Origin of the sequence: Cellulomonas xylanilytica (assembly GCF_007989805.1) — a bacterium.
Lineage (GTDB): Bacteria > Actinomycetota > Actinomycetes > Actinomycetales > Cellulomonadaceae > Cellulomonas > Cellulomonas xylanilytica.
Window position 1 is genome coordinate 144,685 of sequence record NZ_BJUB01000010.1, and the last position, 13,624, is coordinate 158,308.

Here is a 13,624-nt window from a genome sequence, read left to right on the forward strand (position 1 = left end):
CCATTCTGTCAGGACGGGAGGGCCGGCGTGCCGGCGCTCCCGAGGGAGGGGGCGGGACAGGACCGGTCAGGTGGCCTCGTCGTCGTAGGGGGTGCTGACGGGTGCAGCGCCGGGACCGTCCGTCGCGGCAGCGGCAGCGGCGCCCCCGGTCGCTGCTCGCGCGGCGGCGGCGCCCGTGCGGGGCCGGGTGGCGGGCGTGCTCACGGGCCGGACCGGCTCGTCGTCCTCCAGCAGTGCGTCCCGCACGATCCGTCGCGGGTCGTACTTGCGCGGGTCGAGCGCGGCCCAGTCGACGTCGCCGACCTCCTCGCCCAGCTCCTCGTCGACCCGCGCCTTCGCGTCCTTGACGAACCGGCGGCCGCGGCGCACCCACTGGCCGAGCTGCTCGGCGTAGCCGGGGAGCCGCTCGGGGCCGATGACCAGCGCGGCGACGACGAGCAGCACCAGCAGCTCACCGCCGTTGATCCCGAACACCGGGTCAGAGTACCCCCCGGCACTGAGCCTCGCGGGCCGCGCTGTGGAGGGCGCCCGCGGCCCGCCGGGATCAGTCCGTCGGCGACTCGTCGAGCTTCACGCGCACGTCACGCTCGCTGGAGCCGCTGCGCACGTGCAGCACGATCGTGTCCCCCGGCGTCCGCGCGCGGATGGCCACGATCAGCTCGTCGGGGTCCGTCACCGGGCGCCCGTCGATCGCGAGGATGACGTCGCCGGGATGGATCCCGGCGCGCTCCGCGGGCCCGCCGGCCGTGACCGGCTGCCGACCGTCCTGCACGTCCGCGGAGACCTGGACGCCCTCGCCGCTGTACCGCTGGTCCAGCAGCACACCGATGATCGGGTACGTCGCGATGCCCTTCTCGATCAGCTGGTCCGCGGTGCGGCGCACCTGGTTCGACGGGATGGCGAAGCCGAGGCCGATGCTGCCCCCGACCGTCGACAGCGACCCCGGCGGCTGGGCGATGGCCGAGTTGATCCCGATGACCTCGCCGACGGCGTTGACCAGGGGGCCGCCGGAGTTGCCGGGGTTGATCGCGGCGTCGGTCTGGATCGCGTTGATGAAGGCCTGGTCCTGCGAGTCGGTCGCCTCGCCCGCGGACACCGGGCGGTTCAGTGCGCTGACGATCCCGGTGGTGACCGTCCCGGCCAGACCCAGCGGTGCACCGACGGCCACCACCGGGTCGCCCACGACGACCGCGTCCGAGTCGCCGAGCAGGAGCGGCGTCAGACCCTCGACGTCGACCTTGAGCACGGCCAGGTCGTAGTCCGCGGTCCGCCCGACGATCGAGGCCTCCTGCTCGCTGCCGTCGCCGAACGTCACGGTGATCGACGTGGACGCCGCGCCGTCGGCCTGCGCGATCACGTGGTTGTTGGTGACCAGGTACCCGTCGCCCCGCAGGACGAAGCCCGACCCGGTGGCGCTGCCGTCGGGACCGTCGACCTGGATGGACACCACGCTCGGCAGGACCCCAGCCGCGATCGCTGCCACCGAGCCTGCCGCCCGCTCCACGGGTGCGGCGCCGACGGGTGCGACCGGCAGGCCGGCGTCCGCGAGGCGGTCGTCCGTGGTGAGCCGGGAGCCCAGGACGCCGCCCACGGCACCCGCGGCCAGCGCGAGGAGCACGAGCGGGACGACCCACGCGGCCGACAGGGTGCGCCGCCGCTTGCGGTGCAGGACGACCGTGTGCGGCACGCCCGCGGGACCGGTCGGCTGCGCCGGGTCGACGTCCGCCGTCGTCCCCGTCGTCGGGTACGGGACGCCTGCCCACGGCGCCGGGACCGGCTGCCCCACGGGCCCGCCGTGCGGGTCCGGCGGGGCATAGGCGGGGACGGAGCCGTGCGGCACCGACCAGTGGGTCCCGGGCGGACGGGGTGCGGCCTGCTCGGGCCGGGCGGCAGGGCCCGGCGCGGCACCGGGCTCCTGGGCCGGGTTCGCCTCCGGTGCCGTCGGCGTGGGAGGCAGCTCACGACGACCGGACGGCGACGCGAACGCGCCGGCGGGCGTCGGCTCGGGGGTCCCGGCAGCAGGAACCGCGACGGGCGGCGCGTCGTCGGGGGTCGTCATGGCCGTTCGAGCGCTCCTGTCACGGTGTCCCACCCGCGCGTGATCCGCGCGGGTACGCCGTCGTCGAAGGCGCCGTCAGGAAAGGCTCCCACAAGAGTCTCGGCCGAGCCCGACGACTGCGAGCCGACCACCTGGACGACCGTGCCCTCCGCCTGCCAGACGACGTGCCACGGCTCGAACGACAGCACGTACACCTGCCGGCCGCCGACCTCGCTGGTGGGGGCGCCCGCGAGCGCCCCGGTCTCAAGCCGTCCCTGCTGCTCCGTGACGACGAGGGACGTCCCGTCGGCGCCCGTCACGTCGACCTCGAGGACCCGGGAGTCGTCGCCGGACCAGCGCACCGCGGTCACGGTCCAGCCGTCGGGGAGCTCGGCGGGGAACGTCCAGGCGTGCGCACGCAGCCACGCGAGGGTCTGGTGGGAGGCGTCGGTGGACCCGTCGGCGACGGGCCAGGAGCTCGTGTCGACCACCCGGTCCGCCGCTGCGGGGTCCTCGGTGGTCGCCTGGCCGAGCAGACCCAGGTCGACCCCGGGGTGCACGGTGGGCACGACGTCGGGGCGCTCCCCGAGCACGAAGAGCATCGCCGCGACCGCACCGAGACCCGCCATCGAGCCGGCGGCGATGCGGACGGAGGAGCGCCGGTGGCCGACGTCGCCGCGCAGCGACCCGCTCCCCCGCCACCCGCGCGAACCCAGGCCGCCGCTGGCCACGCCGTAGGAGGCCAGCTCGTCGCGGGTCTGCCGGGCGGGAGGCGCGAACGGGTCGCCCGCGAACGGGTCGGCGTCCGGCGGGCTGCCGGCGAGCGAGAGGAGCCGCGCGGTCAGGTCGGGGTTGGGCGTGACCTCGTCGGCGGAGGTCAGCGCCCGCCGGGCGGCGCGGGACGCGGCCAGCTCGGCGGCGCACCCGGGGCAGACGGCGACGTGCGCGAGGGCCTTCTCGGTCTCCGGCACCGAGAGCTGCCCGTCGACCAGCGCGCTGATCCGCGACCCGAGGTGGCTCATCCGAGGACCGTCAGGGGGGACTCGTCCGCGGCAGTCGCGAGAGCCGCAGGCGCCCGGTGCTCGAGCGACACGCGCAGACGTGCGCGGGCGCGGTGGATGCGCGAGCGGACCGTGCCCAGCTTGATGCCGAGCGTCACCGCGATCTCCTCGTAGGACAGGCCCTCGATGTCGCACAGCACCACGGCCGCGCGGTACTCCGGGGGCAGCTGGTCGAGCGCGCGCTGGACGTCGAGGTCGAGGTTGCCGTGCTCGAACGCCCGCTCCGGTGCACCGAGCTGGTCACCGGACGCGTACCGCTCGGAGTCCTCTCCCATGGCGTCCATGCGGATCCGCTGGCGGCGACGCGCCTGGTCCAGGAAGAGGTTGGTGGTGATGCGGTGCAGCCAGCCCTCGAACGTGCCCGGCGTGTAGGAGTGCAGCGACCGGAACACGCGGACGAACGTCTCCTGCGTGAGGTCCTCGGCGTCGTGCTTGTTGCCCGTGAGGCGGTACGCCAGCCGGTACACCCGTGCGGAGTGGTCGCGGACGATCTCCTCCCACGACGGAGCCTGCCAGGCGGCGGGCTGGGTGGTCATGGGGTCGTTCTCCTCGGTGCGTGCCATCGTGCGCCCAGTGTCCCAGGTGGACCTGTGAGCCTCGAACGCTAGGAACGTCTGCAGCGGGCGAGAAGTTCCGCCCGTAGCGGACCGCGCGGGCTCCGCACCCCTCTGCGGGCACCCGACTACGCTGGCGGACGACCGTTGCACCACCACGTCGTCGCGCGCCGGGAGGCCACCATCTCCACCGACAAGGCCCAGAGCTGGGTCTACTGCGAGGAGTTCCTGCCGGAGGACGACGTCCTGCTGCGCGCCCGCGAGCGCGCGGCTCAGCTCGGGTGCACCCCCGTGCTGCCGGGGTCGGGCGCCGCGCTGAGCGTGCTGGCGGCGGCGGTCGGGGCGCGTGCGGTGGTCGAGATCGGGACCGGTACGGGCGTCGGCTCGCTGTACCTGCTGCGCGGGATGCCGGCCGACGGCGTCCTGACGACGATCGACGTCGAGGTCGAGCACCAGCGCGCCGCCAAGGAGGCGTTCGCCGAGGAGGGCATCAAGCCCACCCGCACGCGCACGATCTCGGGTCGCGCGCTCGACGTCGTGCCGCGCCTCACCGACGGCGGGTACGACCTGGTGTTCGTCGACGCGGACAAGGAGAGCTACCGCGGGTACGTCGAGCAGGCGGTGCGGCTGCTGCGGACCGGGGGCGTGCTCGTCGTCGACAACGCCCTCTGGCACGACCGTGTCGCGGACCCGGCACGTCGCGACGAGACGACGACCACGATCCGCGAGGTCGGCCGCATCGTGCGCGCCGACGACCGCCTGCTCCCGTCGCTGCTGCCCGTGGGGGACGGCCTGCTGGTCGCCGTCAAGCGCTAGCGGACGAGCACTCCGCACCGCCGGACGGTTCGCAGAGCCGGACGGGCGCCGGATGTGGCGTCTCCGCAGGTCACGCGCCGCTGTTGCGGCTGCTCGTGACTAGGTCACACGAATTCGATGACAACTCGGTGTCTCGGGTGCTACTTTCGCAAAACCGACCGGTCGGTTTGTGAAAGGAGGGGGCTCACTCGATCACCACGCCCCACGTCGCACCGGTCGGCGGGGCACCACCGAGAGGACACAACGTCGTGACATCTCTGACCCAGTGGCGGCGCACCGTCGCCACGAGCGCCGTGCTCAGCGCCACCCTCGTCGTCGGCGGCATCGCCGGCGTCGCCAGCCCGGCGGCAGCCGCGGACAACCCGTACCAGCGGGGCCCCGACCCCACGCGGTCCAGCATCCAGGCCGCCCGTGGGACCTTCGCCGTCGCCCAGACCTCGGTCTCGCGCTACGGCGTCAGCGGCTTCGGCGGCGGCACCGTCTACTACCCCACCGACCAGTCCCAGGGCACCTTCGGCGCGGTCGTCGTCGTGCCCGGCTACACCGCCCGCCAGTCGAGCATGGCGTGGCTGGGGCCGCGCATCGCGTCGCAGGGCTTCGTCGTGTTCACCATCGACACCAACTCCGTCTACGACCAGCCGTCGTCGCGCGGCGACCAGCTGCTCGCGGCCGCCGACTACCTGACCCAGCGCAGCGCCGTCGCCAGCCGGATCGACGCCACCCGCGTCGCCGTCGTCGGCCACTCGATGGGCGGCGGCGGGACCCTCGAGGCCGCCAAGGACCGCCCGTCCCTCAAGGCCGCGATCCCGCTGACCCCGTGGAACGTCGACAAGACGTGGCCGGAGGTCAGCACCCCGACCCTGGTCATCGGCGCGCAGAACGACTCCGTCGCCTCCGTCGCGTCGCACGCGAAGCCGTTCTACCAGACGCTTCCCGCGTCGACTCCACGCACCTACCTCGAGCTGCGCGGTGCGAGCCACTTCGCACCGAACACCTCCAACACGACGATCGCGGAGAACTCGATCGCGTGGCTCAAGCGGTTCGTCGACGACGACACCCGCTTCACGCAGTTCCTGTGCCCCACACCGTCCGGCACCGCCCTGTCAGCAGCAGCCTCGAGCTGCCCGTTCTGACGTCGGCCCTCTGACCGGGCACCCCGTGCCGTCGCCAGAGCGGCGCGGGGTGCCCTGAGCCGTCAGCGCAGGTCGTCGAGGTACCGCAGCAGGAGACGCGCGCCGAAGCCCGTCGCCCCCTCGGTGACCTCGTGCTTGTCCGAGGTCGCGCGCGCGGGGCCGGCGATGTCGAGGTGGGCCCACGTGCGCGTCCCGACGAAGTGCCGCAGGAACAGGGCCGCCGTGATCGACCCGCCGCCGATGTGCTTGTCGACGGGCACGTGCCGCAGGTCCGCGACCTGCGAGGCCACGGCCTCCTCGTACTCCTCGACGAGCGGCATCCGCCACGCGAGCTCGCCGGACGCGTCACCGGCGGCCACGAGGGCGTCGGCGAGGTCGGCGTCGCCGGAGTACAGGGCGGCGTGCTGCTTGCCGAGGCCCAGGGTCGCCGCGCCGGTCAGCGTGGCGACGTCGATGAGCACGTCGGGGTCGAGGGTGGCATCGGCCCAGGCCAGCGCGTCGGCCAGGACCAGGCGTCCTTCGGCGTCGGTGTTGGCGATCTCGACGGTGGTGCCGCCCCACATCGTCAGGACGTCGCCCGGACGGTACGACGCGCCACCGAAGTGGTTCTCGGCGAGCGGCAGCACGGCCGTCACCCGGTGGGTCACCCCGGCGGCGGCGGCCCCCAGGACCGTGGCCAGCGCGACCGCGGCGCCGGTCATGTCCGTCTTCATCGGGACCATGCCCTCGCGCGGCTTGATCGAGATGCCGCCCGTGTCGAACGTGATGCCCTTGCCGACGACCACGACGTGCCGGCCGCCCGTGGTCGGCGGCGTGTAGGAGACCGTCACCAGGCGCGGCGACGAGGCCGAGCCCGCGCCGACCGCCAGGATGCCGCCGAACCCCTCGGCCGCCAGCTCGCGGGTGGTGCGGACGGTGACGCCGAGCCCCGCCCTGGTCGCCAGCCGCTTGGCCTGGTCGGCGAGCCAGGCGGGCGTCTTGGTGCTGGACGGCGTGGTCGCCAGGTCCCGGACCAGCCAGGTCGCCGTCGCGGCCGTGCGGCCCTCCGAGACGGCCGCGGCCGGCCGCATGCCGTCACGCCCGAGCAGGACGAGCTCGGCGGCCTCGCGGGACGGCGAGCCCTCGTCGGGCGTCGCGGCCGCGGTGGGCGGCACGTACGCCGCGAGCAGGTAGCCCTCCGCGACGGCCCGCGCAGCCGTGGCGGCGGCGGAGTCGTCCTGGTGCGCCTCGGCGCCGAGCGTGGTGACGACCCGGCGCAGCCCGCGCGAGGACCGGGCGAGCGCGGCACCGGCACGCCGCAGGTCCGCGGGCCGCCCGGAACCGACCCCGACGAGCATCAGTCGGGGCGGCAGCCCGGACCACGGGAGCGTGACGGACGAGCCCACCGGCCGGGGCAGCTGCAGGACGTAGATCTCGCCCGCTGCGCCGGTCAGGCGTGCGCGCTCGCCGATCTCCGCCAGGTCGACGCCGTACCGGGCCGCCGCGTCCGCCGTGCCCTGCAGCGGGCGCAGCGCGTCGTCACCCGCACGTGCGGGTGCGACCGGGACGGCGACCGCGTCGGTCGACCCGTCGGTCAGCAGCGTCGTCGTCGCGATGGTGCCGCCGTCGACGGTCACCTCCGGGGGGAGGCGACCAGGGGACGACGCCCGTCGTGCAGTGCCTGAGCTTGCCATCGTCAGCCGACGACGGACGTCAGAGCCTCACCCAGCTCCGCGGCCTCGGTCGCGTTGAGCTCGACCACCAGCCGTCCACCGCCCTCGAGCGGGACGCGCATCACGATGCCGCGGCCCTCCTTCGTGACCTCGAGCGGGCCGTCACCGGTCCTCGGCTTCATCGCGGCCATGCGGGGCCTCTCCTTCGCTCGTGCGTCCGGCGCGCGGCTCACGGGGGCGTTTTCGCGCACCCCACGTCGTCCTCGTCTCCCGGTTGTCCGAGGTCCATCCTAGTTCACCCGGGGCCCCTCACCTGTCCCGACGCCGGTCAGGCCCACGATCGGACGCACGTCCAGGATCACGGTGGCCAGTCGGCCACCGGGTTGGCGTGCCACATCTGCCGGACCCACAGCACCTGCAGCCCGAGCATGAGGACGACGACGGCGCCGAACCACCAGCGCCGCGCAGCCGGCGGGCGGGTGATCACACCCGCGGTGACGGCCCCGAGCGGGAACGCCAGCAGCAGGAACCGGGCGAGGCTGCTGCCCGGCTCGACGACGGCGGCGATGTACACGACGTACGCGGCGGCCCAGGTGTGCAGCTCGTTGCCCAGACGCCAGGCGGCGGGCACGACGAGCACCGCGATCACGAGCGCGAACGACAGGCCCACCACCAGCCACGCGCGGGACCCGAACCAGAACTGCGGCACGTAGAACCAGCCGCCGAACGGCGCGACCTCGCGGACGCCGCGCCACGCCTCCTGGGTCTGCAGGTACCCGTCCGGCACGCCGGTGGCCCAGCCGCAGATCGCTGGCCACAGGAACCCGGACGCCGCCGCCAGCAGCGCGAGTGCCGCCAGGCCGGTCCCCGTGCGCCAGGTCCACGTGTCGGTCCCGCGTCGCGACGACCACCAGCGGACCGCGGCGTGCACCACGACGACGGCGGCCATCGGGAGAGCGACCGCGCGCGTGAACCCCAGCGCGACGACGACGAGCGCCATCCACCCGTAGTCGCGACGCAGGAGCAGCAGCAGCGCGCTCGCGACGAGCAGCAGGGCGAGCGCCTCGGCGTAGGCCACCTGCAGCACGGCCGCCGTCGGGAAGACGCTGACCAGGGCGACGGTCGCGAGCGGGAGGCCGGGCCGGGCGGCGACGGCGCGGGAGGCGCCCCGCACGACGGTCCGGTGGATGGCGAGCACCGCGCCCGCCCCGAGGACGAGCGCCAGGAGCGGGGCGACGACCTCCCACGGGCCGCCCGTGACGAACATGAGACCGCGCGCCAGCATCGGGAACAGGGGGAAGAACGCCCAGGCGTTCTGCTGGACCAGACCGTCCGCGCCCACCGGCAGCTGCGCCGGGTAGCCGTTCTCGGCGACGTTCTTGTACCAGGAGCCGTCGAACATGAAGCCGACGTACGGGAAGTAGTCCGGGTGCTCGCCGGTCCAGGCGTTCTGCCCCTGGACGCTCGCGACCCACAGGAACACCGCCGTGGTGAACAGCCGCGCGGCACCGTAGACGAGGAGCACCTGGACCCACCACGGCCGGCTGACCGCCCACGCCCAGGGCCCGGCGGCGGGGCGGGCCTCCGCGGCCGGCTCCTCGACCTCCTGCACCTCGCTCACGCCAGCCCCCTGACCGTCCGTGCCGGGGGACGGTCCCCGCGGATGGTGGCGACCATATCGAGGGTGCGGCGGGTCGCGCGCACGTCGTGCGTCCGGAAGACGCGGGCACCGAGCCACGCCGCCACCGCGGTCGCGGCCAGCGTGCCCTCCAGGCGCTCCTCGGTGGGCAGGTCCAGGGACTCCCCCACGAAGTCCTTGCGGGACAGCGCCATGAGCACCGGGAAGCCGAGCGCGACGAGCGCCTCGGTGCGCCGGACCAGGTGCAGGGAGTGCCACGTGTTCTTGCCGAAGTCGTGGGTCGGGTCCACCAGCACGCTGGCGGGGTCGATGCCGAGCGACACCGCCCGCCGCGCCGCCGCGGACACCGTGCGGACGACGTCCTCGACCACGCCGTCGAGCGGGTCGCCACCGTCGCGCGCCGGGTACTCCACCCGGAACGGGTCCGTCCGCGGACGCGCACCACCCGTGTGCGAGCACACGATGCCGAGGCCGCGCTCGGCCGCGACCTCCATGAGCGTGGGGTCGTGGCCGGCCCACGTGTCGTTGACCAGGTCGGCGCCCTCGTCGGCGGCGGCCCGAGCCACCTCCGCGCGCCAGGTGTCGACGCTGATCACCAGGTCCGGGTGGCGCGCGCGGACCCGCCTGACCAGCGGGATCACCCGGGCGATCTCGTCGGCGACCTCGACGCGCGGGCCCCGGCCGGCCCGCACCCCGCCGAGGTCGACGATGTCGGCGCCCTCGTCGACCGCACGCGCCACGGCGGCGTCGGCGGACGCGTCGTCGAACCGCGCCGCCGCGTAGAACGAGTCCGGTGTGCGGTTGACGACCGCCATCACCACCGGACGGCCGGGCGCGACCCAGCGTCCCCGCAGGCGCAGCTGCGCGCCGGCCGGCGGGGTCGTCACCGCCCCGAGTCCTCGGCGGCCTGCTGCGCCCGCGCGGTCGCGGCGGCGGCCGCCGCCTCCTCGGCACGGAGCTGGGCCCCGCGCTCGAGCACCAGGTCGACGGCGTCCTGCGCGGTGTCGACGATCTTCAGCAGGTCCAGGTCGGCCGCCGAGATCATGCCGCGGCTCAGGGCGGCGGTGCTCACCCAGTCGACGAGACCCTGCCAGTAGTCGCTGCCGACCAGGACGATCGGGAAGCTGATGACCTTGTGCGTCTGCACCAGGGTGAGGGCCTCGAACAGCTCGTCGAAGGTGCCGAAGCCACCCGGCAGCACCACGAAGCCCTCGGAGTACTTCACGAACATCGTCTTGCGCGCGAAGAAGTACCGGAAGTTCACGCCGAGGTCGACGTAGTCGTTCATGCCCTGCTCGAACGGCAGCTCGATGCCCAGCCCGACCGACAGCCCGCCGGCCTCCAGCGCCCCGCGGTTGGCGGCCTCCATGATCCCGGGCCCGCCGCCGGTGATCACGGCGTACCCCGCCTCGACCAGCAGCCGCGCGACCTCCTGGCCGAGCGCGTAGTCGGGGTGGTCCACCGGCACCCGCGCCGAGCCGAACACGCTGACCGCCGGGCCGACCTCGGCGAGCGCACCGAAGCCCTCGACGAACTCGCTCTGGATCCGCATGACGCGCCACGGGTCGCCGCGCAGCCACTCGGCGTCGCCCGCGCCGCTCAGGAGCCGCTGGTCGGAGGTGGTGGTGGGGATCTGCTGGCCGCGCAGCAGCACAGGGCCCTTGCGGTACCCGTGACCGGGGGCGGACACGCCGTCGTCGCTCATGGCCCCGACTCTAGGTCGACCGGGCGCGCGGCGACGGACGGTTCCCGTCGGCGACGCCCGCCGTTCACTCAGGCGGTCAGCCAGTCCCGCAGCGCCGCGTGCACCACGGTGATCTGGCCGACGACGCACCGCTCGTCGTCCTTATGCGCCAGCAGCGGGTCGCCCGGACCGAAGTTCACCGCGGGCACCCCGAGCTCGGAGAACCGCGCGACGTCGGTCCAGCCGTACTTGGCCGCAGGTGCGCCGCCCGTGATCGCCAGCACCGAGTCGGCGAACTCCTGCGCGAGCGGGTCGTCCAGGCCGGGCCGCGCACCGGGTGCGGCGTCGACGATCACGACGTCATACCCGGCGAACAGCTCGCGCACGTGGGCCGACGCCTGCTCGACCCCCGCCGACGGCGCGAAGCGGTAGTTCACCGTGACCACGCAGGAGTCCGGGATGACGTTGGCGGCGGTGCCCCCGGAGACGAGCACCGCGTTGAGGCTCTCCCGGTAGACCAGCCCGTCGACCTCGACGTCCCGGGGCGTGTAGGCCTCCAGCCGGCGCAGGACCTCACCGGCGGCGTGGATCGCGTTGACGCCCATCCACGCGCGCGCCGAGTGGGCGGCGACACCGGTGAGCCGGACCTCCGCCCGCAGCGTGCCGTTGCAGCCGCCCTCGATGCCCCCGTTCGTCGGCTCGCCGAGGATCGCGAAGTCGCCCGTCACCCAGTCCGGGTGCTCGCGCACGATCCGGCCCAGGCCGTTGAGCTCGGCGGCGACCTCCTCGTGGTCGTAGAAGACCCACGTCACGTCGCGCGTCGGCTCGCTCAGCTCCGCCGCGAGCGCCAGCTGCACCGCCACGCCGCCCTTCATGTCGACCGTGCCGCGGCCCCACAGCTCCGCCTGCGCACCCTCGCCGACGAGCCGGGTGGGCAGGTTGTCCGCGATCGGCACCGTGTCGATGTGGCCCGCGATGACCACGCGCGACGAGCGGCCGAGGTTCGTGCGGGCGACGACCGCGTCACCGTCGCGGAGCACCTCGAGGTGCGCGTACCGGCGCAGGGCGGTCTCGATCGCGTCGGCGAGCGCACGCTCGTCACCGCTCACCGACGGCAGGTCGCACACGGCACGCGTGAGGGAGACGAGATCGGACGACAGGTCCAGGGCGGTGTCCACGACGCGACCCTAGCCCGACCGTCAGGTGACCTAGGGTTGTCGCCATGACTGCACGGACGGCCTGGGGATTCGGCCTGGCCACGGTGACCGACGACGGCACCACCCTCGACGTCTGGTACCCGGCCCCCGCCCTGGGCTCGCCCGACCCCGACGTGTCCGCGCCCGCCTCGCTGACCGGTGCCGAGCGCGTCGACGCCGCCCGCGGCGTCCGCGTGGAGGTCGTCCGCACGACGGTCGACCTGGACACGCCGCCCGCCGACACGGCCGACGCGTACCTGCGGCTCCACCTGCTCTCCCACCGCCTGGTCCAGCCGCACGGGCAGAACCTCGACGGGCTGTTCGGCGTCCTGCCGAACGTCGTGTGGACCGACCGCGGGCCGTGCGCCGCCGACGGCTTCGAGGAGACGCGCGGCCGCCTCCGTGCGGCCACCGGGGTGCCCGTCACGGTGCTCGGCGTCGACAAGTTCCCGCGCATGGTCGACTACGTCGTGCCCTCCGGGGTGCGGATCGCCGACGCCGACCGTGTCCGCCTCGGCGCGCACCTCGCGGCGGGCACCACCGTCATGCACGAGGGCTTCGTCAACTTCAACGCCGGGACGCTCGGCACGTCGATGGTCGAGGGCCGCATCTCGGCCGGGGTCGTCGTCGGGGACGGGTCGGACGTCGGCGGCGGCGCCTCGATCATGGGCACCCTGTCCGGCGGCGGCCGGGAGGTCGTCTCCATCGGTCGCCGCACCCTGCTCGGGGCCAACGCCGGGGTCGGCATCCCGCTCGGCGACGACTGCGTGGTCGAGGCCGGGCTCTACGTCACCGCGGGCACCAAGGTCGCCCTCGTCGGCTTCGAGGACGCGCCGCGCGTGGTCAAGGCCCGTGAGCTGGCCGGTCGCGACGGTGTGCTGTTCCGCCGCAACTCCCTCACCGGAGGCGTCGAGGCCGTCGCCCGTGCCGGCTCGGGCGTGCAGCTGAACGCGACGCTGCACGCCAACGAGTGAGCGCCCGGCGTCGGCGGGCGCGCCGGGCCGGCGTCGCCGTCGTCGTCGCGGCCGGTGTGCTGGTCGCCGGGACCGTCGGAGTGGTCACCGCCCTGACGCGGCTGAACCCGGGGCCGCCCACGGCGCAGCAGTGCGTCGCCGAGCTGGACGGCACCCGGTGGCGGCTCAGCCCCGACCAGGCCCAGAACGCCGGCCTGATCGCCGCCACGGGCGTCCAGCGCGGGCTGCCTGCCCGCGCGGTGACGATCGCCCTGGCCACGGCCCTGCAGGAGTCCCGGCTGGTCAACGTCGACTACGGCGACCGCGACAGCCTCGGGCTGTTCCAGCAGCGCCCGTCGCAGGGCTGGGGCACCCCTGAGCAGGTGCAGGACCCCGTGTACGCGACCGGCCGGTTCTACGACGGCCTCGTCACGGTCGAGGGCTATGAGGACCTGCCCGTCACGGAGGCGGCGCAGGCGGTGCAGCGATCCGGCTTCCCCGACGCGTACGCGCAGCACGAGACACGCTCGCGCGCCTGGGCGTCCGCCCTCACCGGCTGGTCCCCCGCGACGCTCACCTGCCGGCTGGACGAGGCCGACCCGGCCGCAGCCTCGGCCGACGCGGCGACCGCCCGCGTGCACCGCGACCTCGGCGCCCTGCCGGTCGTCGCGGACGCGGCCGGTGCGCTGCTCGTCGACACCTCCGCCCTCGGGGCGCCCGCGGACCGCACCCGGCTCGACTGGGCCGTCGCGCAGTGGGCCGTGTCCGTCGCCCAGCCGCTCGCGGTGACGTCCGTGGCCGTCGCCGACCGCACCTGGGACCGCGTCGAGGGGGCGTGGACCCCGTCGGAGACGCCCGTCCCCGCGGGGACGGTGCGCCTGACCCTCGCGGGCTGACG

14 protein-coding genes are annotated in these 13,624 nt (G+C 74.6%); 4 read left to right on the plus strand and 10 right to left on the minus strand.

The window, feature by feature from the left end; genetic code table 11:
* Positions 1 to 66: 66 nt before the first annotated feature.
* The 4 genes from CXY01_RS16000 to sigE all read right to left on the minus strand — a co-directional run bounded on the left by CXY01_RS16000 (position 67) and on the right by sigE (position 3,635).
* Positions 67 to 474: a twin-arginine translocase TatA/TatE family subunit gene (locus CXY01_RS16000; RefSeq protein WP_146929041.1), complete on the minus strand. Its 408-nt coding sequence runs from the start codon at positions 472 to 474 to the stop codon at positions 67 to 69.
* A gap of 70 nt (positions 475 to 544) precedes the next feature.
* Positions 545 to 2,059 carry a S1C family serine protease gene (locus CXY01_RS16005; RefSeq protein WP_146929044.1) on the minus strand — a complete coding sequence of 505 codons (1,515 nt, stop codon included), beginning with the start codon at positions 2,057 to 2,059 and terminating at the stop codon, positions 545 to 547.
* On the minus strand, positions 2,056 to 3,060 hold the full coding sequence (locus tag CXY01_RS16010) for a zf-HC2 domain-containing protein (RefSeq protein ID WP_146929047.1): 1,005 nt from the start codon (positions 3,058 to 3,060) through the stop codon (positions 2,056 to 2,058). Before CXY01_RS16010 ends, CXY01_RS16005 begins: the two co-directional genes overlap by 4 nt.
* Positions 3,057 to 3,635 (minus strand): RNA polymerase sigma factor SigE, encoded by a 579-nt coding sequence (gene sigE, locus CXY01_RS16015; RefSeq protein ID WP_146929050.1) that lies wholly within the window; start codon positions 3,633 to 3,635, stop codon positions 3,057 to 3,059. The genes CXY01_RS16010 and sigE overlap by 4 nt, the downstream gene beginning before the upstream one ends.
* Before the next feature lie 201 nt (positions 3,636 to 3,836).
* On the opposite strand from sigE, the gene CXY01_RS16020 reads away from it, so the two are divergent.
* Both CXY01_RS16020 and CXY01_RS16025 read left to right on the plus strand, forming a co-directional pair.
* Positions 3,837 to 4,469, plus strand: a complete 633-nt coding sequence (locus tag CXY01_RS16020; RefSeq protein ID WP_146929211.1) for an O-methyltransferase — start codon at positions 3,837 to 3,839, stop codon at positions 4,467 to 4,469.
* A 248-nt stretch (positions 4,470 to 4,717) separates the two neighbouring features.
* Entirely contained in the window at positions 4,718 to 5,602 is an 885-nt protein-coding gene (locus tag CXY01_RS16025) for a dienelactone hydrolase family protein (protein ID WP_146929053.1), read from the plus strand.
* 62 nt (positions 5,603 to 5,664) lie between these two features.
* On the opposite strand, the gene CXY01_RS16030 is transcribed toward CXY01_RS16025, so the two are convergent.
* From CXY01_RS16030 to dapE, 6 genes are all read right to left on the minus strand, one after another.
* Entirely contained in the window at positions 5,665 to 7,275 is a 1,611-nt protein-coding gene (locus CXY01_RS16030) for a leucyl aminopeptidase family protein (RefSeq protein ID WP_146929055.1), read from the minus strand.
* Between the two features lie 2 nt (positions 7,276 to 7,277).
* Positions 7,278 to 7,445, minus strand: a complete 168-nt coding sequence (locus CXY01_RS16035; RefSeq protein ID WP_013116243.1) for a DUF3117 domain-containing protein — start codon at positions 7,443 to 7,445, stop codon at positions 7,278 to 7,280.
* A gap of 167 nt (positions 7,446 to 7,612) precedes the next feature.
* Positions 7,613 to 8,875, minus strand: a complete 1,263-nt coding sequence (locus CXY01_RS16040; protein WP_146929057.1) for a hypothetical protein — start codon at positions 8,873 to 8,875, stop codon at positions 7,613 to 7,615.
* Positions 8,872 to 9,780: a dihydropteroate synthase gene (gene folP / locus CXY01_RS16045; protein WP_222594570.1), complete on the minus strand. Its 909-nt coding sequence runs from the start codon at positions 9,778 to 9,780 to the stop codon at positions 8,872 to 8,874. Before folP ends, CXY01_RS16040 begins: the two co-directional genes overlap by 4 nt.
* Positions 9,777 to 10,598 carry an LOG family protein gene (locus CXY01_RS16050; RefSeq protein ID WP_146929059.1) on the minus strand — a complete coding sequence of 274 codons (822 nt, stop codon included), beginning with the start codon at positions 10,596 to 10,598 and terminating at the stop codon, positions 9,777 to 9,779. Before CXY01_RS16050 ends, folP begins: the two co-directional genes overlap by 4 nt.
* 68 nt (positions 10,599 to 10,666) lie before the next feature.
* The gene (gene dapE / locus CXY01_RS16055; RefSeq protein WP_146929061.1) at positions 10,667 to 11,755 is read right to left on the minus strand and encodes a succinyl-diaminopimelate desuccinylase; all 1,089 of its coding nucleotides are present in this window, start codon (positions 11,753 to 11,755) and stop codon (positions 10,667 to 10,669) included.
* 44 nt (positions 11,756 to 11,799) lie between these two features.
* Between dapE and dapD the strand changes: the two genes are divergently transcribed.
* Entirely contained in the window at positions 11,800 to 12,747 is a 948-nt protein-coding gene (dapD, locus tag CXY01_RS16060) for a 2,3,4,5-tetrahydropyridine-2,6-dicarboxylate N-succinyltransferase (RefSeq protein ID WP_146929063.1), read from the plus strand.
* Positions 12,744 to 13,622, plus strand: a complete 879-nt coding sequence (locus CXY01_RS16065; RefSeq protein ID WP_146929065.1) for a hypothetical protein — start codon at positions 12,744 to 12,746, stop codon at positions 13,620 to 13,622. The genes dapD and CXY01_RS16065 overlap by 4 nt, the downstream gene beginning before the upstream one ends.
* Positions 13,623 to 13,624: the final 2 nt, after the last annotated feature.